A 24,073-nucleotide genomic window follows, 5' to 3' on the forward strand; every position below is an offset into this window, starting at 1 on the left:
CACACTCTTAGCAATCATGCGTATTCAGTTTTGAAGGAATAAATCCTTCAACGTTCCTCGGTAGCTCAGTTGGTAGAGCAATCGGCTGTTAACCGATCGGTCGGCGGTTCGAGTCCGTCCCGAGGAGCCATAATATGCTCCTGTAGCTCAGTCGGTAGAGCGTTTCCATGGTAAGGAAGAGGTCGCAGGTTCGATTCCTGTCGGGAGCACCAGAAGTAACCTATTGAAAATGGCCCGTTGGTGAAGCGGTTTAACACAGCAGCCTTTCACGCTGTCATACAGGGGTTCGAATCCCCTACGGGTCACCTAGAAAAATCCCTACATCTAGTAGGTGATTTGGAGGCTTAGCTCAGCTGGGAGAGCATCTGCCTTACAAGCAGAGGGTCGGCGGTTCGATCCCGTCAGCCTCCACCACTAATATCAAAGGGCAAGGAAGGTCAGCTAAAAGCGCCACGTCCTGTGGCAACACTGACACTCAGTCGTCCTGACTATCGCGGGATGGAGCAGCTCGGTAGCTCGTCGGGCTCATAACCCGAAGGTCGCAGGTTCAAATCCTGCTCCCGCAACCAAATTTTCTACTTGCTCTACATCGAGTAATCTTCTTGATCAAGTAGGATCGAGTACCCAGTGGGTGCAACCAAATATGGAGCTGTGGTGAAGTTGGAGTTCACGCCGGTCTGTCACACCGGAGGTCGCGGGTTCGAGTCCCGTCAGCTCCGCCATCTTTCTTAACGAGATGGCATAGTTCATAAAAATGAAAAAGGTTTAACGGAATAAAAAAACGTTGATTTTTCATTAAAGATATGCCATAATTAAAGATATGCCGGTATAGCTCAATTGGTAGAGCACCTGACTTGTAATCAGGGGGTTGTGGGTTCAAGTCCTATTGCCGGCACCATGAAATTGGGGAGATAGTGAAGTGGCTAAACACGGCAGACTGTAAATCTGCTCCCTCCGGGTTCGGCGGTTCGAATCCGTCTCTCCCCACCATTTTTCATGAGCCATTAGCTCAGTTGGTAGAGCATCTGACTTTTAATCAGAGGGTCGAAGGTTCGAGTCCTTCATGGCTCACCAGTTTATATAACCCCAAAAAGTGAAAGTCAGCTTGTTAACAGCTCTGGCTACTTGGATGGGAAAATGCGGTCGTGGCGGAATTGGCAGACGCGCTAGATTCAGGTTCTAGTGGTGGCAACACCGTGGAGGTTCAAGTCCTCTCGACCGCACCAATCAACTTCTTCTTACAATGCGGACGTAGCTCAATTGGTAGAGCGTCGCCTTGCCAAGGCGAAGGTCGAGGGTTCGAGACCCTTCGTCCGCTCCATAACATGTGCCCTTAGCTCAGCTGGATAGAGCGTTTGACTACGAATCAAAAGGTCGGGAGTTCGAATCTCTCAGGGCACGCATCTTCATCTTAAAAAATGAAGATGATAATTAATCGGGAAGTAGCTCAGCTTGGTAGAGTACTTGGCTTGGGACCAAGGGGTCGCAGGTTCGAATCCTGTCTTCCCGACCATGATTTGCCCACGTTTTACAGGTTTGCCGGGGTGGCGGAATGGGCAGACGCAACAGACTTAAAATCTGTCGGGAGTTTCTCCCGTACCGGTTCAAGTCCGGTCCTCGGCACCAGCATCTATTTTGATGCGGGTGTAGTTCAATGGTAGAACTCCAGCCTTCCAAGCTGGTCGCGTGGGTTCGATTCCCATCACCCGCTCCATACATAAAGCAGAGAGCCAATAGGTTCTCTGTTTTTTTTGTGTCTAGGAAAGCTGGCCTATTTTTACTTGAGGCAAAAGTATGAAGGCTTATCCAACAGTTGAATAGATAAGCCTTTGTTCAATACAGGTATAAAAGTTTGTCGAAAGCTGTCTGACGTTTTCTATGGTAGCAACATATGTTTTCGTGTACAGTAAAACTAAGATCGCTTACCGATGAAATTGGTAACGGATCTCTTGCCTTGCCTCCTGCATTGTCAGGGGGCTTTTTTACGTGATTCAAAAAAGAGAGACCTAGAGAGCCTCCATTCTCGGTCCGACTTCCTGGGCATTTGCAATCGGCAGAGAAACGATAAAGCGTGTGCGTTTTTCATTGGAATCACAATGGATCGTGCCTTGATGCTTTTCGATAATATTTTTGCAGATGGACAAGCCAATACCCGTCCCATTTTGTTTAGTCGTAAAGAATGGTTGAAAAAGATTTTCCACGATCTCGGGTGAAATCCTTTCGCCGTTGTTTTCCACACTCAAATAGAGCCATCCATCTGAAGAAGTGGAAATGACATGAATATACTTGTCTGTACGATTTTGCACGGCGTCGATGGCATTGTTTAATAGATTGACGACAACTTGCTTCAAGCCTTCTTCATAACATGCGAGTGAGCAGGGGTGGATTTGTTTTTCAAAACGTATGTTTTCTCCCACTAGGCGAGGCGTAATCAGCATCTCTACTTCTTCAAGCAGTTCTTCTACTTGAACGGTTTTAAAAATTTCATCGAGAATTGGTTTTTTTGAAAAGCTGAGGAATCCGGTCAGTTGCCGATGTAAATTCTCAAACTCATGCATGACGACTTGGATATACGTCTGAAGCTGGGCCTGTTCCTGCGTAGACTCGCCGATCAGCTTCAGGAAACCTTCAATGGCGCACAAAGGATTGCGTAGCTCATGAGCCATATTGGCGGCAATTTTTCCGAGCATGGTCAGTTTGTCGTTATGCAAATAGGAGATCGTTTCTTCCTTTTGGACCAGCTCTTTATTCATCATTTGTTCAAAGTGATAAACAGCCCAGAAGACACTTTCATCCATGGCCTTGCCCAGTTGGCTTTCCAAATAGTGCATTTCTTGCGAGGAGAGGGACCATCTCTGTAATTCTGGTTGGAGAACCCGCCAGAATACATTCCGGTACAATTGATATGTGCGCAAAATGGAGGAGAAAGGGAATTCCTGCGAACGAAGCCATTCTCCCATATCTAATGCCCAAGTCTGCATGTCATGATCTACATCCTCAACTAGATAGCGAGCCAAGAGCACTGTTCGTTTTTCCGCAAAATCGCGAGGAATGGTTACGGGAATTTCCATGCTGCGAACAATTTCTTGCAGCCATATTGTGGTGATACTTGGTGTTAAGTCTAAAATCTTTCTAGAAACGTCATAAAGGTTTAGCGTCACGGTCTCCACCATCTCTTATCCACCCCATTAAAATCGTAAGGGAAAATGCCTAATTTAGACAAGGTATAATTAGCCTGATTTCGCAATAAAATGTATTTTTTTCGGAAGTTTTTATCTACAAAATCCGCTGAAAACCGCCTTTTTTCGGAAGAATATTCAATCATGAGTCCGATTCCAGTCGCATAAAGTAGAATGGACGAACTTTATTGGACCAGGGAGGCAGGGATGGGCGAGTATTTTTGGCTAGGTCTTGTACACATCTTCATGATCGATCTGGTATTAAGCAGTGACAATGCTGTGGTCATAGGTATGGCCTGCCGCGGACTCCCTCAACAGGAGAGAAAACGGGCGATTTTATATGGGACGTTGGGTGCAATCGTCTTGCGAATTGTTTTAACGGGAATGACTACCTGGATGTTGGATATTCCTCTCGTGAAGGCGATCGGGGGATTATTATTGCTATGGATCGCGTGTAAGCTGATGCTGGGCGAGAATGAAGAGCTCGCAGACGTATCGCATAATCAGACAATTGGTCAGGCAGTCAGGACTATCATAGTAGCAGATTTTGTCATGAGTTTGGACAATGTTTTGGCAGTTGGTGGAGCAGCACATGGCGATTTATGGTTAGTTTTGCTGGGGTTAGCGATGAGCATTCCATTATTAATGTGGGGAAGTGTGTGGATTGCCCACATGATGAATCGTTTTCCCAGTATGGTGATCATTGGTGGCGGAATTCTTACTTTTACAGCAGTTGATATGTGTCTTCAGGATCCGTATGTCTGGAAGTGGGTGAATCCTTTGCTTCTCAACCATATGTGGTTGCCTGTATTTGCTGCTGTAGTAGTCATGTTTTGGGGGCGGATGAAAAGGACGTGAAAAGGTGATGAGGATTGTACATTCTTGGGCATACTATGCTCAATGAAAACATAGCGGGAAAGGAACTTTTTCGAAATGAATACAAGCCTCTTGATGCTATGGGGATACTGGGATGAAATCTACCAACGCTGCACCAGACTTACCTATATTGAAAAAGGAAAAAATATATTTCGGGTTGTTGTTTTACGCTATCGGGGAGAGCCACTCGTTACTACTGATAATTGTATTATTCATGAAGGGGATTTGATCTTAAAGCTACATATACACAATTATTACTTTGCTACCCTGTGCAAAGAAGTAAAGGATGAACTGCGCGTGGCACTTCTCTTGCGTAGACATATCCTCGAGTCACTGCCGCAGCTAGCCACGTTCCTGAATTCCATGGAAAATAAAGATCAAATAAAAGGGATAGTGGGAACTACTATGCTACATAAAGGGGTAAAACCTTTGGGCTTCTCGATTTCTGATGTACCCATGTCCTGGTTTTTTCGATACAAGCGATGGTACTTGCGTCTCATGCTCAGATTCGTGCATCCCAATGGAAAGCAACGATTGCAATCATGGAATCATGAAATGCCCTTAAAGCGCGTCTATATGTCCAAGGAATTATTACTCAATCGATATGCTGAGGGCAAGCAGCCTCTAGGAGAGTCCTACTAATGGCAAAGCGGTTTCTGTTAGTAACAGAGGAATGGGCAGGGAGTGGCCATCGGATGGCTGCCGAAGCTTTGCAAGAAGCTTTAATGGAAAAGGAGGGGGCACGATCGGCGCGAGTGGTGGGAGGGCTGAAAACCGCCAGTCCAAGCTTACGTGTGCTCTCTCATTTTTTTTATCGCAATATGCTGCGCTACGGTCAACCAGTATGGCAACGCATCTATGAACAGGAAGAATTGCTGGGCAGAGTATTGACCAAAGCACTGGGATGGTGGCTATCCCCAAGATTAACCAACCAACTGTTGCAAGAAGAGAAACCAGATGTCGTCATCGCTACGCATGCATACTGCTTGTCCGCATTGGCAGAAGCGAAAAGAAAGGTATCCAAGCCTTTCCAGCTCGTTTGTGTGCCCACAGACTTCCATATTAATCGGTTTTGGGTTCATCCAGCAATTGATGCGTACATGGTAGCACATGAGCAAATTGCGCAAACTCTAATCAAGCGCTATGGGATTGCACCGGAAAAAATCCATGTTTATGGCATTCCAGTTCGTCCTGCTTTTACTACAGCGCTGCATACCGACAAAGCGGCTTTGAAAAAACAGCTTGGACTCGTGCCAGATCAATTCACCGTGCTGATTGGTGGGGGAGAAGGCGGTTATGGTGGAGTGGAGCAGGTCGTACGAGAGTTGCTGTTGGAAGAGCAACCATTGCAGATCGTAGTCGTAACAGGGAAGAATGCAAGCCTGTACAGACGACTGGCGGACTTGCTAGGTACGGAGGCCACCTGTCATCGTTTTATATTGAAAGGGTTTGAACCGCAAATGTGGCAGTGGATTGGAGCAGCAGACGCCTATATAACAAAGCCAGGTGGTATTTCGTGCGCGGAGTCACTTGCCCTTAAGACACCGCTCATTTTATTCCACCCATTGCCCGGACAAGAAAAGCATAATTGTTCCTTTTTACTCGAGCAACAAGCGGCGATTTTGGCTGAAACGCCGGTAGAAATCAAAGAGATCATCAGGTCATGGCGTCAGCCTGAGAAAAGGGATGCTTTTGCAGGAGGTTTGGACAAGCTGGGGCGACCGGAAGCAGCTCATCGAATTGCTCAGACTCTTCTCCAATTAACAGACTAAAATTGGAAGGAAAAAAGGACGCATGAACAAGCAAAACTTCACACATATTAAACTTACCAACGACGAGGAGGTGATATAGATGGCTAACAACAACAGCGGATCTCGTAACAACTTGCTGGTTCCTCAAGCAAACCAAGCTCTGGATCAACTGAAATACGAAATCGCATCCGAATTCGGCGTTCAGCTCGGAGCAGACACCACTTCCCGTCAAAACGGTTCAGTTGGAGGAGAGATTACAAAACGTCTTGTCTCCTTTGCTGAGCAACAATTGGCTGGACGTGGCTAATCTAATAAGCTGGATGAAGGGGAGGCACCTATGGTGTCTCTCTTTTTACTTTTCCAGGAAAGGGAAATTATTGGCAGATGAAAATGGGGTAGATTACCGCATTAAATAATGGGTGGAGGCGGATTCTATATGTGTTAGGAGGTGAGTGGATATGACAGTAGGAGCACAAGTAAAACAAACGCTTGCCAGCTTGAAAGGCGCACAAGCAGATTTTGAAACGTTTGCTCTTAGCACGCAAAACAAGAAAGCAAAGCAATTGTATTCGCAAGCAGCAGAGCAAACGCAATCCATTGTAGATAACCTCCAGCAGCGTGTAACGGAGCTGGAAAAGGAAGAACCACAGTTTAAGGGATTCTAGGAAGTGTTGGGAAAGGGAGAGGGACTCCCTTTCTCTTGGTTTTACTATCTATAAAAATCACCTCAGGTGATGGAGGTGGCTTATGCCTGATTGGTTAAATATCACGTTGCGTGCTGTTGGTGCAGTTGCGTACTTATTTTTACTGACGAAGATCATTGGGAAAAGGCAAATCAAGCAACTTACATACATCGAATATATCGTCGGCATCAGCATCGGCTCGATTGCGGCCTTCATGGCAACCGAAATGGATGGACCGATCTATCATAGTTTGATCGCCATGGGTGTTTTTGCGCTCTTCCCTGTAGTAATGGAGTGGCTTTCACTCAAAAGCAAGTTTCTCCGTGACTTTTTTGAAAGCAAATCAACGGTTCTCATCAAGGAAGGCAAAATTTTGGAAGACAATCTGAAAAAGGAACGATTGACCGCGGAAGACTTAATGGAACAATTACGAGTCAAAAATGTGTTCCGAGTAGCCGATGTAGAGTTTGCGTTAATGGAAACAAGCGGGGAAATCAGTGTCCTATTAAAATCAGAGAGTCAGCCGGTAACACCCAAACACCTTGAATTGACAGTGGCTCCTTCGGAAGAAAATCAAGTGGTCATTATGGATGGGGTGATCATGGACGAGCCCCTGGCAACAGCAGGTCTGAATCGCAGATGGGTTCGCACGGAGCTGCAAAAAGCGGGAGTGGCTCTGGAAAATGTTTTCCTCGGGCAAGTAGACAAAGGTGGAGAGCTCTATCTCGACCTCTATGACGATAAACTGATGGTTCCTGGGGCCCAAGCCATGAAGCTGGCTTTTGCTACATTGAAAAAATGTCAGGCGGATCTGGAGCTGTACGCACTTAGTACAAAAAATGAACAAATGAAACATACCTACCAAACCGATTCGGAACAGCTACAACAGATTATTGATCAAGTGAAACCGTTCATGATGCGGTAAAAAGGAGTGGGTGACATGGCAAATCAAAAAAAGAAAAAGCTGACTCCCGTCCAGCAAGAGTATCAGCAATTGGCAAAGACGCACGAGCCTCCGCGACCGCTTTTGCGTAATTTTACCCGGGCATTTTTAGTGGGTGGCGGCATTTGTATGATCGGACAAGGGATACAAGAAATGTTCATTAACTACTTCGATTTTACGGAGAAAACCGCTGGGAATCCTACAGCAGCTGTCTTGATCATTCTTTCTGCTCTCTTGACCGGTCTAGGACTATATGACCGGATTGCCCAGTGGGCTGGAGCAGGTACGAGTGTACCGGTTACGGGTTTTGCCAACTCGATTGCATCTGCGGCCATCGAGCATCGCAGCGAAGGATTTGTGTTGGGGGTCGGCGGTAACATGTTCAAGCTCGCGGGGTCAGTGATTGTGTTTGGAGTAGCGGCGGCATTCGTCGTTGGCTTGATCAAAACATTGTTTACGATGGGAGGCTGACGGATGCGCCAAGGTCATCAGTCTTGGGTCTTTCCTTTAAAACCTGTCATTCTCGGGCATGCTGCCATTGGTGGGCCTTTTGAGGCTAAGGGACCGTTAGCCGAAGACTTTGATATCTTGCACGGAGACTTGAATCTCGGACAAGACAGTTGGGAAAAGGCGGAGAAAGTCCTGCTGGAAGAAGCGTGCTCGAAAGCGGTGGAGAAAGCGGGGCTCACGAAAGAGCAAATCAACTTTATGCTTGCCGGGGATTTAATGAATCAGATCATATCTGCCAGCTTTTCGGCCCGGACGCTTTCGATTCCATTTCTAGGGATTTTTGGAGCGTGCTCAACAGCGATGGAAGGCCTGGCCTTGGCTGCTCTCATGGTGAATAGTCAAGCTGCTGAATACGTTTTGGCTGGTACCTCCAGTCACAATGGGGCTGCGGAAAAGCAATATCGGTATCCAACCGAGTACGGCTCACAGAAGCCCCCAACGGCACAATGGACCGTAACAGGAGCAGGGGCTGCTGTTGTAGCTAGTCAGGGTAACGGATTGCGGATTACGGGTGCCACCATCGGGCATGTCGTCGATATGGGATTGACAGACCCATTCAATATGGGAGCAGCGATGGCGCCAGCCGCATTATCCACGATTGAGTCGCATTTCCGTGACTTTCAGCTCCCTCACGACCATTACGATTTGATCGTGACAGGCGATTTAGGACGAACGGGCCATGCCATTTTATCTGATCTGCTGCCCAAGCATCACATGCACATCCCATTGGAGCGTTACATCGATTGCGGGAAGCTCATTTATGGAGAAAATCCGAATGTGTGGTCGGGTGGTAGCGGATGTGGCTGTATCGCTACAGTGACATACGGGCATCTGCTTCGGCGGATGAAGCAAGGAGAATGGAAGCGAATCTTGCTGGTTGCCACGGGAGCCCTTTTATCTCCGTTGACCTTCCAGCAGGGAGAAAGCATTCCTTGCATCGCCCATGCCGTGGCTGTTGAGTCGGAGTAATTTGGAGAGTGATAAAATGATGTTTTTGTGGGCGTTTCTCGTAGGAGGAACGATTTGTTTAATTGGTCAATTTCTCATGGATGTAGTCAAGCTCACACCTGCCCATACGATGTCCTCTCTTGTTGTCACTGGAGCAGTGCTAGATGGACTCGGTCTATACGAGCCACTGGTTAATTTTGCCGGAGCAGGAGCGACAGTACCGATAACGAGCTTTGGAAATGCACTGGTGCACGGGGCAATGGCGGAGGCCGAGCAGCATGGAGTCATTGGCATAATAACCGGCATTTTTGAAGTGACAAGTGCAGGGATTTCGGCTGCCATCGTCTTCGGATTTATCACGGCAGTCTTGTTCCGGCCAAAAGGATAATGGCAGGTACATGTTGCCACTTGTGCCAAAATACTTGAATTGAACCTACTTTCGCCAACTTGTAGAATGGGTTGGGTAAAGGAGGGTACAATATATGTGGTGGAGCAAGAAAGCAGTAACAACCTTGCTTGCTGCCTTTATGGCTGTAGCGTTTATTTTCCCAGCCGACTCCCTGGCAGCTACACAGATTCAGCGTGGTAGTGTGAACGGGGATGTATGGGATTTGCAGTATCGTTTGCAGATGCTGGGTTACTACAACGGCAACATGGATGGCATTTACGGAGCAAATACAACAAAGGCCGTCAGACAGTTTCAAAAAGCATACGGACTTCGCATTGACGGTATCACTGGTCCAAATACATGGCGCGTTCTAAAGAAAGTGTCGGTAAATAAAGCGGAAATGCAGATGCTGGCGCAGCTAGTCTATTCTGAAGCGCGCGGAGAGCCTTATGAGGGCCAAGTAGCTGTGGCTGCGGTCGCGTTGAACCGTATCCAGTCCAAAAAATTTCCCAATACACTTGCGGGTGTCATCTTTGAGCCATTAGCGTTTACCGCTGTAGATGATGGACAATTCTGGATGACTCCTAACAAGACTGCTTATCAGGCAGCTTGGGATGCCGTACGAGGATGGGACCCGACAAACAATTCTCTATACTACTTTAACCCTGTTACGGCAACCTCCAAGTGGATTTGGTCTCGACCACAAGTGAAAAAGATCGGCAAACACATTTTTGCCAAGTAATCATTGTAGTACATGCAGCCCTTAAAACAGCCTTCGTTATGATGCTGTTCGAGGGCTTTCCTTTTGACTGGAAACTATTGTTCATTGTTTTTGCAAAATAGTTCGATAAAATGATACGAAAGGATTCGCGCATATTTCCCCATGGAGGTTGATGATGAAGAAACGGATGATCCTTGCCTCGCTGGCAGCCTTTTTACTCATAGGTACACCAGTTGTCGAGGCAGAAACAACTCATATGAACGAAACACCTTATGTAGATATTAGCGGCCATTGGGCAGAACAAGAAATCAATCAACTATACATAGCCGACGTAATTGGTCAAAACAAATATTTTCGACCTGATGACAACGTGACATTGGGTGAACTGGTCACGATGTTTGTGAATGCCAAAGGAATTGAACCCCTTCGCAACAAGCAATCATCCTTTGCGGACGTACCGGCAAACAGCTGGCTGTCGTCCTATGCCGAGACAGCCTATCGACTGGGAATTGTCCATGGGCAAAAGCAGGGGAATCACCTGTACTTACATCCGAATGCCCCAGTAAAAAGAGCAGAGCTCGCCTCTATTCTGGTAAGAACGATGGGGGACAGCGGAGCAGTCAATAATTTGAAGTGGTCTACGACGATCCAGACATTAAACCAATACTCGGATGGGAACAGCGTGAAAGAGAAAGAGCAACGCCCACTCGTTTACGCTGTGCAACACGGGTTAATGGGTGCCTATGAGGATGGTACATTAAAGCCGAACAAGTATATGACGAGAGCCGAAGCAGCTACATACGCGGCCCTTCACTTGCTTCAGAGCAAGCCTAGAACATCAAAAGCCCTCGCAAACGGTACACCTTTTCGCCAGGAAATAACGGTACAGACGACTGCTTACAGCTACACGAACGACAAGATTCTGTCGTATCTGGAGTATCCACTGCGCGAAGGGGTTGTAGCGGTTGATCCAAATGTCATTCCGCTTGGTACACACTTGTACATCGATGGCTACGGCTACGCAGTGGCAGCTGATATCGGTGGTGCGGTAAAGCAACGCCATGTGGATTTGTATCTTCCGACCGTGAATGAAGCTGAAAATCACGGTTTGCAAAAAGACGTCAAAGTATACGTACTTGATTAATAAAAATGATGAACATATTTCCTGCTCTTTCCACTCATACTAACGTGGAAGGGGTGGGATTTTTTTTATGGTTTGGGTGTTCGTTGGATTGCTTGTTCTATTTATTTTGGTAATCATAACACCAATACAGGTGACGTGCTTTTACAGTCGCGAGGGCAATAATGATCATTTGGAGATAACGATTACAGCTTGGGGCGTTATTCGAAGGAAATACGATATTCCCGTTCTCCTCTTGAAATTGTCAGAAGCAGGACCCGAGCTGGTAGCGAAAGAGGAAACGATACAGCAAGGAAGAAAGGTTCGGGAGAGGGTCAAAGATTTTACGCGGAGGCAAGTAAAGAAATGGTATCAAAATTATCGTGAGTTACTGGAAAAAGTGCGCGATTTGATGCCGTTGTTAAAGGAGCTGTTTAGACGAATTCGCTGTACGCATTTCGAATGGCATACATTGCTTGGCACAGGGCAGGCAGCAGAAACAGGTGCTTTGACAGGCTTAATTTGGGGAGTAAAAAGCATGATTGTCGGCGTAATATCAAACGCCATTTCATTGCGTGCTATGCCAGCGATGAGTGTACAGCCTGTTTGGAATCAGCCACTTTTACATACCAAAGTACATTTTGTGCTGCATTTTTATTTGGGTCATTTTCTTTTCTCTGGGCTAAAAGTATTTCTGCGGGTTCGAAAAAGCAAGCAGCGAAAATGGCAAGCAGCACCTACGCGTGCCTAAATACTTAAGTGACAGCATGAATATTTATTCCCTTATGCAAGGTACATGCTCCGGATTTGTTGGGGGAATGATAAAACATGACACAGACAGGAAGGAGGAGCGACAAATATGGCAGACCACCCGATTCAAGGCCTCATGAGAACAGCGATGGAAAATCTCAAACAAATGGTGGACGTGAATACAATCATTGGTGATCCTGTTGAGACACCTGACGGTAGTGTCATTCTTCCAATCTCCAAGGTAGGATTTGGTTTCGCGGCCGGGGGTAGTGAGTTCCAATACGATCACCATCATAATGGGCACCAACACCATCAGCAGCATGAACATACTGGTTACCCGTTTGGCGGGGGTAGTGGTGGCGGTGTCTCCATCACACCTGTAGCTTTTTTGGTCGTTGGCAAACAAGGAATTCGTTCGATTCCGCTTGAAAATACGACCCATCTCTATGACCGGATTTTGGATTCTGTTCCGCAAATCGTGGATAAAGTTCAGGGGATGTTTACCAAATCGGATGAACCTCCTGTTTATACCAATACGATTATTGCCAGAGCAGAAGAACAAGATTTGGAAGACCTTATGGATCAAAAATAAGGAAAGCACAAAACAGGTATGCCCCTTGTATGGAGGCATACCTGTTTTTTTGTAGAAGGTATATCGCATTACCAGAGTTCGTTTACATACAAACCTGTTTTCGCAACATGCTGATAATGAAGACTCGAGCTGGAGGAGGCGATATAAGGATGGAGAGCCATCGCTTCCTCATAGTAACGAGAAAAGGAGCCAAGGGGCTTGCTTTGCAATCCCAATGTGCCAGCTCTGAATGCTTGGGCTACACTCTCCATTGCATTTGTAAAGTCCACATAGTTGGTCTGCACGGCCTCCAACCATTTCTCATCGTCCATTTCCAGTTGTCCATCTGGTAACAGCTTGAGTCCAAACGTTTGGAGTTTTTCCTCTGCGTCTTTAGCTACCTGAGCGAATGCATCCAGCTTTTGCGTCGTCAAGGTATCTGCTTTTTTTGCAAGAAATACCTGTAGGCGATTGTATTTACTTACTAACGAGTATGTGCGTTCATATAATCGTTCCATGTCAGGTCCAGTCTCGTCATCTTTCCCTGCATCAATAAATTCCCGAGCACTCTTCTCCAAATCTGAGGAAAAGCGGTAGAGACGCGATAAGGAATCGGAAAGCTCCGTTGTCCATTGCTGCTGACGAGTGTAGAACGGCTGCAAATTATAACGAAAGATCGGATTGACTGGTGTGCTTAATTTTGCCTGAAGCATATGGGAATGATAGCGGCCTACCCGCTGCGTAAATGGAACGTGGCTGACTCGATTCGTTTTCATGTCGGTCACCTCCTCACAAGCAAATGGAATGAATCCCCAGGAACAATTTACTATCTCCTATTATAGACGATGCCTACTCCATTTCAATGAGCAGATCGCCAGTTTGAATGGCTTCGCCTGCTTTCACATAGACGGCTTTAATTTTTCCGTCGAGCGGGGCCTGAATCGTCGTCTCCATTTTCATCGCTTCACTCACCAAAAGATGCTCGCCTTTACGCACCTTGTCACCTTCTGCTACAAGCACCTTGAGCACTTTTCCTGGCATGGAGGCACCGAGGTGGGCAGGGTTTTGCGCCTCTGCTTTTCGGCGGATCAGTTCAGATACTTTCGCAGACTGGTCACGGATGAAAATTTCTCGTGGCTGTCCGTTCAGTTCAAAATAGATGATGCGACGGCCATCTGGATGAAGCTCACCAACTGCAACCAGCTTGATAATCAGCGTTTTACCGCGCTCGATCGTAATGGCAGTTTCCTCACCCGGACGCAATCCGTAGAAAAACGTTCCCGTATTCAATACCGACAGGTCTCCGTATTCCTTCAGGCGTTGTTCAAATTGCAAATAGACTTGCGGATACATGATATAGGACAGGACGTCTAAATGACTGGGCTCACGTCCGATTTTGGCTTCCAGCTCAGCAGCAACTTGCGTAAAGTCAATGGGTGCGAGCAATTCGCCAGGACGTGCGGTAAAGGCATCGCGACCTTTGAGTACGAGCTCCTGCAACTTCTTCGGGAATCCTCCCGGCGGTTGGCCAAGATACCCTTGGAAAAATTGAATAACGGAATCTGGAAAATCGAGGCGTGTGCCTTTCTCCCAAATGTTTTCCTCATTCAAATTGTTTTGGACCATGAACAGTGCCATATCACCGACGACCTTGGAAGACGGCGTCACTTTTACGATGTCGCCACACATTTGATTCACGACAGCATACATGTGCTTTACTTCGTCCCAACGACCTTCCAGACCAACCGCTTTGGCTTGCTGTTCCAGATTGGTGTATTGTCCGCCTGGCATTTCGTGAACGTACACCTCCGTGTTGCTCGCTTTCATGCCGCTTTCAAAGCCTTGGTAGTACGGACGTACATCCTCCCAGTAATCAGACAGCTTGTTGAACGATTCAAGCGATAAACCAGTCTCACGCTCCGTATGGGCAAGGCTCGCGATTAACCCGTTCAAGCTTGGCTGGGAAGTGAGTCCAGACATGGAGCTGACGCAAGCATCGACGATATCCACGCCGGCTTCGATCGCTTTCAGAAGCATGGCGCCAGCGTTTCCTGACGTATCGTGAGTGTGAAGATGGATCGGAATGCTGATTTCTTGTTTTAAAGCAGAGACGAGCGAATAAGCAGCATAAGGCTTCAGAAGACCTGCCATATCCTTGATCGCGAGAATATGGGCACCTGCTTTTTCCAATTCCTTAGCCAGATTGACATAGTAGTCCAAGCTGTATTTGGTCTTGGTTGGGTCCAGAATATCTCCGGTGTAGCAAATCGCTGCTTCAGCTACCTTGCCAGATTCACGTACAGCTTCAATGGCTGTTTGCATCCCAGGAAGCCAGTTCAAGCTGTCAAAGATCCGGAAGATATCAATACCATTTTCAGCAGATGCTTTGACGAAGGCGTGAATCACATTATCCGGGTAATTGGTGTAGCCTACGCCATTTGCTCCGCGCAAGAGCATTTGGAACAGGACATTCGGTATGCGCTGGCGGAGAATTTGCAGTCGCTCCCAAGGAGATTCCTGCAAAAAGCGCATCGTCGTGTCAAAAGTAGCGCCGCCCCACATCTCCAGCGAGAAGAGACCAGAACCGAGCTTGCCTGTCGCTTCTGCAATGGAGGCAAGATCGTAGGTGCGAACACGCGTAGCAAACAAAGACTGGTGTGCATCGCGGAATGTCGTGTCTGTGACAAGCACCTGCTTCTGCGCTTGAATCCAGCGTACCAGACCTTCGGCACCTTCTTTGTCCAGAATTTGCTTCGTACCGTCCGGATATGGCTGGGTAAATGGTGTCCGCGGGATACGAGGCGAGTCGAAGTGCGGCTTTTTCTCGGATTTAGGGAGACCGGGATATCCGTTGACAATCGTGTCTCCGATATAAGATAGTAATTTGGTACCCCGGTCTTGACGACCAGGGAAGATGAACAGCTCTGGTTTGGTGTCAATAAACGACGTATCGTAGTTGCCACTTAAAAAATCAGGATGTGTCACGACATTTTCCAAAAACGGCAGGTTCGTTTTCACGCCACGAATACGGAACTCACGCAAAGTTCGCAGCATTTTGCGAGCCGTTTGATCGAAGCTCGTGCCATACGTGGAGATTTTGACCAGTAGCGAGTCATAAAACGGTGTAATGATCGCACCTGGATAACCATTGCCTCCATCCAGCCTTACGCCGAAACCTCCACCGGAACGCCAGGCGGACAAGCGTCCGGCATCTGGCAGGAAGTTGTTTTCAGCGTCTTCTGTTGTGACACGGCACTGGATGGCAAAACCACTCATCTGGATATCGTTCTGCGCTCGGATGCCAATTTCCTCATCGGAGAGTGCATGACCTTCGGCAACGCGAATCTGCGACTGAACAATGTCGATTCCAGTGATGAGCTCCGTGATGGTATGCTCTACCTGAATGCGTGGGTTGACTTCTATAAAATAAAAACGCTTGTCCGGCGTTAACAAAAATTCGACAGTACCAGCGTTCGAATAACCGGCTTTTTTCATGAGTGTGAGAGCAGCCTGGCAAATATCTTCACGCAGTTTGTCATCCAGCGATAGGCTCGGTGCTACTTCGACCACTTTTTGATGGCGGCGTTGAACAGAGCAATCGCGCTCATACAGATGAACGATGTTTCCGTGGTTGTCACCGAGAATTTGGACCTCGATATGTTTGGGTTGTTCCAAGTATCGCTCCAAATACACCTTGGCATTGCCGAAGGAAGAGCGGGCTTCGGAACGGGCACGATCTAACGAATCCTGCAATTCCTCCTGACTGCGGACGATACGCATGCCACGGCCTCCACCGCCAGATACGCCTTTAATAATGATGGGGTAGCCGTATTCTTTGGCAAAGAGAAGCGCTTCTTGGAGTGTTTCGATTGGCTCGGGAGTGCCTGGAATCACCGGGATTCCCGCTTCAATCGCAAGACGGCGGGCTTCTACCTTGTCCCCGAATTTGTCGATCAGCTCAGGGGATGGTCCAATGAAAATGATGCCTTCCTCTTGGCAACGCTTTGCAAAATCTGCATTCTCAGCAAGAAATCCGTAGCCTGGGTGAATGGCATCGATATCGTTGCGCTTGGCAATTTCGATAATGCTTTCAATATCGAGGTAAGCCTCAATAGGCCCTTTTCCCGCTCCGACCAAGTATGACTCGTCAGCCTTGAAGCGATGGATAGAAACGTTGTCCTGCTCGGAGTATACAGCTACCGTACGTATGCCGAGTTCCGTTGCGGCACGGAAGATCCGAATGGCGATCTCACCGCGGTTTGCTACCAGTAGGCGATTGATTTTTCTCTTTTTCATGATTCTCTCCCCCTTACGTCTCGGAAAAAAGACGTATTAAAATTATATATAGAACAAATATACAAAATTTTCGCGACACAAGACACCACTTTTTTGGAGCACAGGAGGATAGATGAGCATGAATAATCAGAACGACAAGCTGCCTGTATTTGTGTACGGCACACTTTTGGCGGGCTTTGGAAATCATAGGAATTACGTGAAACCGTATAAGCATGTGTCAACACCTGCGACGATTCAAGGTGAGATCTATCATTTGCCGGCAGGCTATCCGGGATTGCTGAAGGGAGTGCAGGAGGTCGTGGGGGAGATCGTCACGTTTGCCCCTGATGTGTACGAGCAAGCACTAGCTGGACTGGACGAGCTGGAGACGTACTATGGTGAGGGTGATCCGCGCAATGAATATGAACGGATCATCGTGCCAGCGACCATGGAAGGAACGGGTCAGGTCGTGAACGTCTACGTTTATCGTTATTTGGATCGAGACCTGGTCAAGCAAACAGGGGTGCACATTCCACATGGGAATTGGCGAGGCTACATGCAGGAGCTGTCTGAATAGCGAGTGCTAGTTTTGCCAAAACTGGTAGGGAAGAGGAGGGAGCCCTGCCATGGAATTACTCCATTGTGAACCTGCACAAATCTGGCGTTACCTGATTCCGCAAAATCACTGGATGTTTCCCGACGAAGTTCCAGAAGATGAACTGATCTTTCATTATCGCGACCATATTTATTTTGTAAACAATGACGGCTCAGTTTTGTCCATGCCACAGCCTGCTTGCTTCGAAATGCTGGATATGGGGACCTTGCTGGAGTACTTGGCAACATCGGATGACACCATTGATTTTGACGATGAAGGAGAATTCGATTACGGCCATGTCTTAAAGCGCATGGGGTATATCGTGCCAGTCAGGGACAAGCGGGAAAAAGCCACGTATCAAATTGAGATTATCAACACGGCATTGCCGAAATCACATGGAACGCGGTACGAAATGAAGCAGGTTACCTTCGCTTTTGCCCTCTATCATGCGCTGATGCGCTGTCATGAGCTGAATGCGAAAACAGATTGGGAGTATGAGCATGAAGTGAAGCGAATCGCCGAGGTACAAGCCAAGCGGAGCGGAAAAGTGCAAGTGAATCTGTAATTTCTACTATTGGCATAGTGAAAAAAAGTGAATGATAGGGTATGATAATTGAGTACATATGAAAGATTTGGTGAGGAGGAAGAAATCATGACAACTGCTGTTGAGCGTCAAGGCGCATTTGTATTCAAAGGTGGTCCTGTAACACTGCTCGGTCCTGAAATCAAAGTAGGAGATACTGCTCCTAACTTTACTGTAGTAGGTGGCGATCTGTCCCCTGTAACTTTGGAAGATTCCAAAGGCACTGTTCGCATCATCTCCGTAATCCCTTCTATTGACACAGGCGTGTGCGATGCACAAACTCGCCGTTTCAACGAAGAGGCTGCGAAATTGGAAGGCGTTACTGTGCTGACAGTTTCCGTTGACCTGCCATTCGCGCAAAACCGCTGGTGCGGTGCTGCTGGCATCGACAAGGTGAAAACTGTATCTGACCACAAAGACCTGAGCTTCGGTACAGCTTACGGCGTAGCGATCAAAGAATTCCGTCTCTTGTCTCGCGCTGTATTCGTAATCGATGCAAACGACAAGGTTGTACACGCTGAGTATGTGGCTGCTGCTGGTGAGCATCCAAACTACGAGGCTGCGATTGCTGCTGCACAAGCTGCGAAGTAAGCATTTTTTCATAAGTAAGCTCCCTTTTTGTCCAAGTGACGAGAAGGGAGTTTTTTTATTTGCAGCAAGTGGAAAAATAGTCTTGACGGAGTTCATAACCAGTGGTTATATTATAACCAACGGTTATTAACCACTGGTTATAAAGTTTTTTCAATGAGTAAGGAGCTGAATATCACGCAATGGCAAGCAAACAAGAAATACGCTCAGAAGAAACGAAACGAGCCATTTTGACGGCGGCAGCAGACCTTTTCGCTACCCGAGGCTTTGAAACGGTATCCATCAGGGAAATCGCCAAAGCAGCTGGCTGTTCCCATACAACCCTCTATATTTATTTCAAGGACAAAGAAGCACTGCTTCATCATCTTTCCAAGGAACCTTTGCAAAGCTTGGCTCTACAAATGGAAGAAACACTGTCCAAACAAGGAAGAACGCCAGAAGAGCACCTGCGTGAAATCAGCAGTAAGTTCATCCACTTTTGCTTGCGCAATCGAACGATGTATACCTTATTCTTCATGATCAAAGCCTCTCGGATCGATGTAGAGGAACCGGAAAAAGAATTGCAAACGCTGCGCAATCAATTGTTTGGTTTGTTGAGGCAAGCGGTAAGACGTTGCTTGCCAAGTGACATGGAGGAAGAAAAAGCGCTGGCCCATGCACGGATTTACTTTTACACGCTGCATGGCATCGTCGGTACGTACACACATTCCGAAGAACCATTGGACAGCTTGATGGAAAGGCTAGCCCCTACATTTGCTTTAGCCGTAGACGTTTTTCTTGCAGGAAGTCAAAAAATAATGAACGGGGAGTGACGAGAGAGTGATAAGAGTGGAACAAATCTCGGCGAACATTTGGTGTATCAAAGCGTGGCTGTTGATACCTTTGCGGGTCTGGATTGTCAGGGAGGAGGATGGCGTCACGCTTGTCGATGCGGGGATGCCATTTATGACGAAACGGATTATGGCCTTTATCAAGCAACTGAATGCAGGGCCACTCAAGCGAATATTGCTGACGCATGGTCATTCGGATCACGTGGGAGCCGTTAAAAAAATAGCGGCGGCAGAATCCGTATCAGTCTTTGCCCATCGAATCGAGATTCCGTATATGGAAGGAAAAGAGCTGTATCCTCGTCGTAAAAAGCTGGAAGTAAACGTTCAGCCTGGCTTGGCTCAGCCTTTGCCAGAGGATGCCGAAGGGAATGTAGCTCCCATTGGTGGACTACAACCTTATCTGACACCCGGTCATTCTCCGGGGCATGTGGTGTATTATCACGAAAAGGATGGAGTGCTTTTGGCAGGAGACTTGTTTACTTCCAAACGCGGCAGATTGCATCGTCCCATGCCGATGTTTACGGCGGATATGGCTCAAGCACTCAAAAGCAGTTTGATCGTCCGCCAATTGCGACCACGCCATTTGGAAGTATGCCATGGTAAATCGATCCAAAATCCGGCAGAACAGCTCGATGATTATTTGAATGAGGTCTCTACTACTTTTTCGATTCCAACGAGTGTTTGGCAATCATAGGGCAATTCTTAACTGAGCCAAATTGTATGAAACGAATCTCCTTTTTCTCGCGTCATAGGTTTGAGGTGATTGGATGAAAAAGGTAGGATGGCTTGGTCAACTATTTCTGATAGCGACTCTGTTACTGACGGGGTGTGGGAACGGATCGTCCGCGCAAGGGACTGCGCAGCTTACGGAACCACCGCAGCCAGTCATTGAATGGAGTGGAAAAACAGCTGCGACAGTGCCTGCATCTTCCTGCTGGAGCTATAATAGCGAGTCCATCTGCAAGGATACGGCGGCACCACCGGAACTCGTTGCAGAGCATAAGCCTGCACCCCTGCAAGTAAAGCCAGGGGCAACGCTGACGGTTACTTTTGCCCAGCAGCCAACCGCAAATACGCTCAAGGTAACCCAATGGAACGGTACGAAAGAAGTTGAGCAAGCAGTGGAAAACGGCAATCAGTGGAAGGCACCCGAACAGCCGGGCTGGTATTTGTTCGATGTTCGCGGTCAGTGGACGCAAGGCGATGCAGGTCATGCATTTGTCATCGAAGTGAAAGACAACATCTGATAGACAGCCCAGACGGTTATGGCCAAATAGCCATGATCGTTTTTTGCTATACTGAGGAGGAGGGAAGACTTAAAGGAGAGACAATATGCTAGAAGAATTAATTAGCTTCACGGTTGATGAGGCAGACGCAGGGCAAACCGTGCGAGAAGTGCTGCAAAAGCGGTATGGTGTATCGCGTCGCTTGCTCATTCGTGCCAAGTTTAAAGGCTCCATTACACGGAATGGTGTCCTCGTATTTGTAAACGAAAAATTGCAAGCCGGCGATAAAATAGCAGTCATGGTTGAAGAAGAAGCGGAAGAGACCGTTGCCCCAGAGGACATGCCGCTCTCCATCCGTTACGAGGATGAAGATCTGATGGTCATCGCAAAGCCAGCGGGATTGGTCGTTCATCCGACAGGAAATCATCCCAGTGGAACGTTGGCAAACGGGATGATCGCTTATTGGAAAAAGCGTGGCGAGCACAGAAAGTTCCGAGCAGTGAACCGTTTGGATAAAGATACATCAGGCTTGATGATCGTGGCGAAAAATCAATGGGCGCATGAACAATTCAGCCGCATGCAGCAGATCAGGACGTTGCAGCGGACTTATCGAGCTATCGTTCAAGGAATCGTGGAGTCAGAAGAAGGTACGATTGATGCGCCGATAGGCCTTGCGGAAAATTCGTTTATTACCAGACAGGTAAGGCCGGATGGGCAGACAGCGGTTACCCATTATCGTGTGCTTGCCCGAGGGGAAGGCATGAGTTTTGTCGAGGTGAAGCTGGAGACGGGGCGCACGCATCAGATTCGCGTACATATGAGCAGTGAAGGACACCCGCTTGCCGGAGATGATCTGTACGGGGGAGAACGGGAGCATATCGGCAGACAAGCTTTGCATGCATGGGGGCTATCCTTTGTCCATCCGCGCAGTGGTCTTGCGATGAGCTGGGAGGAGCCGCTGCCAAATGATATGGAGCAGCTAGTCCAACAATTTTTTCCTGATTATCCGGGTAAGGAAATGACATAGGCGAAAAATTTCGTCATTTCCCTCTGGAAAGCTGTAAGCGTTTTCGATATGATAGAAGAAATACGTTACAAACATGAGAATCACAACAGAGAATAGCTGGCTGTCTGCGGGGGAAAATCCCGCAAAGATTTTTTTCAGTAGCAGACTAGACCCAGCTTGCGCCTGATGCCTGTTTCGGATCGTTTTGACAAAGAGGGCTTCCCTTTTTATTTGTCATGCACCGGAATTGCTTTGGGGGTGAGCTGGGTTTTCTTATCATATCGGAAAGCATACACCTCTTCGGGTTTCTTCCCGATATTACGGAAAAACATTCCGCTAATACGCGGTCGCTCATCCTTGAGCAAGCCTCGATATAGGTTTTCTTATTTGTCCAAGAGAAGGAGAGGGTTTCATGAAGCTGGTTTCCTATCGAGAAAGGGAAAGGGATACTTGGCGAGCAGGGCTCGTGCGCGAAGGAAAAGTCAAAGCTATTGCGCATGCTTGCCCGGGGGCGCCGAGTACAGTGCTAGGTTTGCTTGAGGAGTGGGCGAACTGGCTACCCGTTCTCCAAACCGCATATGAGGCAGAGGAAGGCTGGGATTTGGAGCAAGTTGAGCTAGGCTCGCCACTTCCGCGTCCCGCCAGCTTTCGTGACTTTTACGCCTTTGAGGCTCATGTGAAGACAGCGCGAGCCAAACGAGGGCTTCCTATGGTGCCCGAATGGTATCACTTCCCCGTCTTTTATTTTTCGAATGCAGCAGCTTTTACAGGGACGCAAGCGAATATTCGCAGACCAAAAGCAACCGAGTGGCTGGACTATGAGCTGGAAATTGCCTGCGTGATTGGAAAAGCCGGAGTAAACATTCCAGTGGAACGAGCGGAAGAACATATCGCTGGATTTTGTATTTTAAACGACTGGAGCGCCCGGGATATACAACGGGAGGAGGTCAAGGTCGGCTTAGGGCCAGCCAAGGGCAAAGACTTCGCAACATCCATGGGGCCCTGGATGGTTACGCCGGAGGAGCTGGCGGATGTACGCATCACAGGCGAGAAGGGCAGCCGCTACGATCTGAAGATGGTGGCACGCATTAATGGTACAGAGTATTCCAAAGGAAACTTCAAAGACATTCACTATACATTCGCTGAAATGATTGCCCGTGCCTCGGAGGATTGCTCCTTGTATCCCGGAGATGTTATCGGATCGGGAACAGTAGGGACTGGCTGCATTTTGGAGCTGGGGACAGAGCAATATGCTTGGCTTGCGCCAGGTGATGTAGTGGAGCTAGAGGTGGAACGCCTCGGTGTGCTTCGCAATACGATTTGTGAATAGGGATGAAAAAAGGAGGAAGGAACATATGGCTTTTTATCAACGAATGGGGGAAGTTCCAAAAAAGCGGCATACGACGTTTTACAAGCCGGATGGGGGACTGTACCGCGAGCAAGTGATGGGAACCAAAGGGTTTTCCGGGATTCAATCAATTTTGTATCACCACAATCCGCCTACACAAGTGAGGGAGACGCGTAAATACGCAGACGTCCGCTTGGAATATGTGGAGCAGGTTGATTTAAAGCATCAGCATTTTAAAACATTTGATGTTCAGCCGGGCGGAGACCCGATTTTCGGACGTCGCTACATGCTGGGGAATAACGATGTCGTCATGGCCGTATGCGCACCAACAGAGCCGATGGATTACTTTTATCGTAATGCAGACGGGGATGAAGTCGTCTTTGTCCATCAAGGTGAGGGAGAGCTGCAAACGATATTCGGTACACTCACTTACAAGCCGGGAGACTACCTCGTCATTCCGATCGGCACGACCTACCGGATTGTACCTTCTGTGCAGAGTCGTTTCCTCGTCATTGAGTCCCAGAATGAGATCGTGCCTCCAAAGCGTTATCGTAACGAGTACGGTCAATTATTGGAACATTCGCCGTTTTGCGAACGCGATATTCGTGTGCCGGAAAAATTGGTGACGCATGTGGAAAGCGGAGACTTCGAGGTGCGGGTAAAACGTCAGTCCGTGGTCTATAGCTACTTTTTTGATTTCCATCCGTTCGATGTCGTTGGCTGGGACGGTTATCTGTATCCGTATGCATTGAGTGTTCATGATTTTGAACCGATTACTGGACGCATTCATCAACCGCCACCTGTCCATCAAACCTTTGCCGGTCAAAACTTTGTCATCTGCTCATTCGTTCCGCGGATGTACGACTATCATCCGCAAGCGATCCCTGCCCCTTACTACCACAGTAATGTTGAAAGTGACGAGGTGTTATACTACGTAGATGGCAATTTTATGAGCAGAAAAGGCATTTACGAGGGGTCTATCACCCTGCATCCAATGGGGATTCCTCACGGGCCGCATCCAGGTAAGGTAGAGGCGAGTATTGGGAAAAAAGAAACGCAAGAGCTTGCTGTCATGCTGGACACATTCCACCCGCTTCACGTCACAAAGCAAGCGTTGGAAATTGAGGATGAGGCCTACATGTCAAGCTGGTTGCCACCGCAGGAATAGGAAGAGGTGTAAAA

25 protein-coding genes and 15 tRNA genes are annotated in these 24,073 nt (G+C 47.8%); 37 read left to right on the forward strand and 3 right to left on the reverse strand.

Features of this window, described 5'->3' with window-relative positions:
* Positions 1 to 54 precede the first annotated feature (54 nt).
* The 15 genes from C7R94_RS15315 to C7R94_RS15385 all read left to right on the forward strand — a co-directional run bounded on the left by C7R94_RS15315 (position 55) and on the right by C7R94_RS15385 (position 1,714).
* Positions 55 to 130, forward strand: a tRNA-Asn gene (locus C7R94_RS15315).
* A gap of 6 nt (positions 131 to 136) precedes the next feature.
* Positions 137 to 212 (forward strand) — tRNA-Thr (locus tag C7R94_RS15320).
* A 19-nt stretch (positions 213 to 231) separates the two neighbouring features.
* Positions 232 to 305, forward strand: a tRNA-Glu gene (locus tag C7R94_RS15325).
* 33 nt (positions 306 to 338) lie between these two features.
* A tRNA-Val gene (locus C7R94_RS15330) sits at positions 339 to 414 on the forward strand.
* A 78-nt stretch (positions 415 to 492) separates the two neighbouring features.
* Positions 493 to 569, forward strand: a tRNA-Met gene (locus C7R94_RS15335).
* Between the two features lie 76 nt (positions 570 to 645).
* Positions 646 to 722: transfer RNA gene (locus C7R94_RS15340), tRNA-Asp, on the forward strand.
* A 100-nt stretch (positions 723 to 822) separates the two neighbouring features.
* Positions 823 to 898, forward strand: a tRNA-Thr gene (locus C7R94_RS15345).
* A gap of 7 nt (positions 899 to 905) precedes the next feature.
* Positions 906 to 990: transfer RNA gene (locus C7R94_RS15350), tRNA-Tyr, on the forward strand.
* An 8-nt stretch (positions 991 to 998) separates the two neighbouring features.
* A tRNA-Lys gene (locus tag C7R94_RS15355) sits at positions 999 to 1,074 on the forward strand.
* Positions 1,075 to 1,139: 65 nt separating this feature from the next.
* Positions 1,140 to 1,226, forward strand: a tRNA-Leu gene (locus C7R94_RS15360).
* A gap of 19 nt (positions 1,227 to 1,245) precedes the next feature.
* Positions 1,246 to 1,321 (forward strand) — tRNA-Gly (locus tag C7R94_RS15365).
* A 6-nt stretch (positions 1,322 to 1,327) separates the two neighbouring features.
* Positions 1,328 to 1,401, forward strand: a tRNA-Arg gene (locus C7R94_RS15370).
* 35 nt (positions 1,402 to 1,436) lie between these two features.
* Positions 1,437 to 1,513 (forward strand) — tRNA-Pro (locus tag C7R94_RS15375).
* A gap of 25 nt (positions 1,514 to 1,538) precedes the next feature.
* Positions 1,539 to 1,626, forward strand: a tRNA-Leu gene (locus C7R94_RS15380).
* A gap of 14 nt (positions 1,627 to 1,640) precedes the next feature.
* Positions 1,641 to 1,714 (forward strand) — tRNA-Gly (locus tag C7R94_RS15385).
* Between the two features lie 292 nt (positions 1,715 to 2,006).
* Here the strand turns inward: C7R94_RS15385 and C7R94_RS15390 are convergent.
* Positions 2,007 to 3,173: a sensor histidine kinase gene (locus tag C7R94_RS15390; protein WP_047068582.1), complete on the reverse strand. Its 1,167-nt coding sequence runs from the start codon at positions 3,171 to 3,173 to the stop codon at positions 2,007 to 2,009.
* A 213-nt stretch (positions 3,174 to 3,386) separates the two neighbouring features.
* On the opposite strand from C7R94_RS15390, the gene C7R94_RS15395 reads away from it, so the two are divergent.
* The 13 genes from C7R94_RS15395 (at position 3,387) to ytfJ (ending at position 12,461) form a co-directional block, all read left to right on the forward strand.
* The gene (locus C7R94_RS15395) at positions 3,387 to 4,037 is read left to right on the forward strand and encodes a TerC family protein (RefSeq protein WP_106782508.1); all 651 of its coding nucleotides are present in this window, start codon (positions 3,387 to 3,389) and stop codon (positions 4,035 to 4,037) included.
* Between the two features lie 75 nt (positions 4,038 to 4,112).
* Positions 4,113 to 4,697: a YkoP family protein gene (locus C7R94_RS15400; RefSeq protein ID WP_106782510.1), complete on the forward strand. Its 585-nt coding sequence runs from the start codon at positions 4,113 to 4,115 to the stop codon at positions 4,695 to 4,697.
* Positions 4,697 to 5,827 (forward strand): MGDG synthase family glycosyltransferase, encoded by a 1,131-nt coding sequence (locus tag C7R94_RS15405; RefSeq protein WP_106782513.1) that lies wholly within the window; start codon positions 4,697 to 4,699, stop codon positions 5,825 to 5,827. The genes C7R94_RS15400 and C7R94_RS15405 overlap by 1 nt, the downstream gene beginning before the upstream one ends.
* 79 nt (positions 5,828 to 5,906) lie before the next feature.
* A complete protein-coding gene (locus C7R94_RS15410) occupies positions 5,907 to 6,113 on the forward strand; it encodes an alpha/beta-type small acid-soluble spore protein (protein ID WP_047068578.1) in 207 nt (68 codons plus the stop codon).
* Positions 6,114 to 6,264: 151 nt separating this feature from the next.
* Positions 6,265 to 6,471: a DUF1657 domain-containing protein gene (locus C7R94_RS15415; RefSeq protein ID WP_007717150.1), complete on the forward strand. Its 207-nt coding sequence runs from the start codon at positions 6,265 to 6,267 to the stop codon at positions 6,469 to 6,471.
* 82 nt (positions 6,472 to 6,553) lie between these two features.
* On the forward strand, positions 6,554 to 7,414 hold the full coding sequence (locus C7R94_RS15420) for a DUF421 domain-containing protein (protein WP_106782515.1): 861 nt from the start codon (positions 6,554 to 6,556) through the stop codon (positions 7,412 to 7,414).
* A gap of 15 nt (positions 7,415 to 7,429) precedes the next feature.
* A complete protein-coding gene (gene spoVAC, locus C7R94_RS15425) occupies positions 7,430 to 7,903 on the forward strand; it encodes a stage V sporulation protein AC (RefSeq protein WP_106782518.1) in 474 nt (157 codons plus the stop codon).
* Between the two features lie 3 nt (positions 7,904 to 7,906).
* Positions 7,907 to 8,911, forward strand: a complete 1,005-nt coding sequence (gene spoVAD / locus C7R94_RS15430) for a stage V sporulation protein AD (protein WP_106782520.1) — start codon at positions 7,907 to 7,909, stop codon at positions 8,909 to 8,911.
* A 16-nt stretch (positions 8,912 to 8,927) separates the two neighbouring features.
* The gene (gene spoVAE, locus C7R94_RS15435) at positions 8,928 to 9,278 is read left to right on the forward strand and encodes a stage V sporulation protein AE (protein ID WP_047068574.1); all 351 of its coding nucleotides are present in this window, start codon (positions 8,928 to 8,930) and stop codon (positions 9,276 to 9,278) included.
* A gap of 94 nt (positions 9,279 to 9,372) precedes the next feature.
* Positions 9,373 to 10,020 (forward strand): spore cortex-lytic enzyme, encoded by a 648-nt coding sequence (gene sleB, locus C7R94_RS15440; RefSeq protein ID WP_047068573.1) that lies wholly within the window; start codon positions 9,373 to 9,375, stop codon positions 10,018 to 10,020.
* A gap of 154 nt (positions 10,021 to 10,174) precedes the next feature.
* Positions 10,175 to 11,143: an S-layer homology domain-containing protein gene (locus C7R94_RS15445; protein WP_106782522.1), complete on the forward strand. Its 969-nt coding sequence runs from the start codon at positions 10,175 to 10,177 to the stop codon at positions 11,141 to 11,143.
* A gap of 67 nt (positions 11,144 to 11,210) precedes the next feature.
* Positions 11,211 to 11,870, forward strand: coding sequence for a DUF2953 domain-containing protein (locus C7R94_RS15450; protein ID WP_106782525.1), 660 nt, complete (start codon positions 11,211 to 11,213; stop codon positions 11,868 to 11,870).
* Positions 11,871 to 11,978: 108 nt separating this feature from the next.
* The gene (gene ytfJ, locus C7R94_RS15455; protein WP_106782527.1) at positions 11,979 to 12,461 is read left to right on the forward strand and encodes a GerW family sporulation protein; all 483 of its coding nucleotides are present in this window, start codon (positions 11,979 to 11,981) and stop codon (positions 12,459 to 12,461) included.
* 68 nt (positions 12,462 to 12,529) lie between these two features.
* On the opposite strand, the gene C7R94_RS15460 is transcribed toward ytfJ, so the two are convergent.
* Positions 12,530 to 13,216: a hypothetical protein gene (locus tag C7R94_RS15460; protein WP_106782530.1), complete on the reverse strand. Its 687-nt coding sequence runs from the start codon at positions 13,214 to 13,216 to the stop codon at positions 12,530 to 12,532.
* Between the two features lie 73 nt (positions 13,217 to 13,289).
* On the reverse strand, positions 13,290 to 16,736 hold the full coding sequence (pyc, locus tag C7R94_RS15465; RefSeq protein WP_106782533.1) for a pyruvate carboxylase: 3,447 nt from the start codon (positions 16,734 to 16,736) through the stop codon (positions 13,290 to 13,292).
* A 118-nt stretch (positions 16,737 to 16,854) separates the two neighbouring features.
* Here pyc and C7R94_RS15470 point away from each other — a divergent pair, with 118 nt between their 5' ends.
* The 9 genes from C7R94_RS15470 to C7R94_RS15510 all read left to right on the forward strand — a co-directional run bounded on the left by C7R94_RS15470 (position 16,855) and on the right by C7R94_RS15510 (position 24,059).
* Positions 16,855 to 17,292, forward strand: coding sequence for a gamma-glutamylcyclotransferase family protein (locus C7R94_RS15470; RefSeq protein WP_369835001.1), 438 nt, complete (start codon positions 16,855 to 16,857; stop codon positions 17,290 to 17,292).
* 49 nt (positions 17,293 to 17,341) lie between these two features.
* Positions 17,342 to 17,875, forward strand: a complete 534-nt coding sequence (locus C7R94_RS15475; RefSeq protein ID WP_106782538.1) for a hypothetical protein — start codon at positions 17,342 to 17,344, stop codon at positions 17,873 to 17,875.
* An 87-nt stretch (positions 17,876 to 17,962) separates the two neighbouring features.
* Positions 17,963 to 18,484 (forward strand): thiol peroxidase, encoded by a 522-nt coding sequence (tpx, locus tag C7R94_RS15480; RefSeq protein WP_015892342.1) that lies wholly within the window; start codon positions 17,963 to 17,965, stop codon positions 18,482 to 18,484.
* A 179-nt stretch (positions 18,485 to 18,663) separates the two neighbouring features.
* Positions 18,664 to 19,293 (forward strand): TetR/AcrR family transcriptional regulator, encoded by a 630-nt coding sequence (locus C7R94_RS15485; protein WP_106782540.1) that lies wholly within the window; start codon positions 18,664 to 18,666, stop codon positions 19,291 to 19,293.
* A 7-nt stretch (positions 19,294 to 19,300) separates the two neighbouring features.
* Positions 19,301 to 20,005, forward strand: coding sequence for an MBL fold metallo-hydrolase (locus tag C7R94_RS15490; RefSeq protein ID WP_106782542.1), 705 nt, complete (start codon positions 19,301 to 19,303; stop codon positions 20,003 to 20,005).
* Positions 20,006 to 20,078: 73 nt separating this feature from the next.
* A complete protein-coding gene (locus tag C7R94_RS15495) occupies positions 20,079 to 20,558 on the forward strand; it encodes a hypothetical protein (RefSeq protein WP_106782544.1) in 480 nt (159 codons plus the stop codon).
* Between the two features lie 85 nt (positions 20,559 to 20,643).
* The gene (locus tag C7R94_RS15500; RefSeq protein ID WP_106782546.1) at positions 20,644 to 21,564 is read left to right on the forward strand and encodes an RluA family pseudouridine synthase; all 921 of its coding nucleotides are present in this window, start codon (positions 20,644 to 20,646) and stop codon (positions 21,562 to 21,564) included.
* A gap of 391 nt (positions 21,565 to 21,955) precedes the next feature.
* Positions 21,956 to 22,873, forward strand: a complete 918-nt coding sequence (locus C7R94_RS15505; protein WP_106782549.1) for a fumarylacetoacetate hydrolase family protein — start codon at positions 21,956 to 21,958, stop codon at positions 22,871 to 22,873.
* Between the two features lie 25 nt (positions 22,874 to 22,898).
* Positions 22,899 to 24,059, forward strand: coding sequence for a homogentisate 1,2-dioxygenase (locus C7R94_RS15510; protein WP_106782551.1), 1,161 nt, complete (start codon positions 22,899 to 22,901; stop codon positions 24,057 to 24,059).
* Positions 24,060 to 24,073: the final 14 nt, after the last annotated feature.

This window comes from Brevibacillus sp. NRRL NRS-603, from assembly GCF_003013445.1.
In the GTDB taxonomy this organism is placed as follows: domain Bacteria; phylum Bacillota; class Bacilli; order Brevibacillales; family Brevibacillaceae; genus Brevibacillus; species Brevibacillus formosus.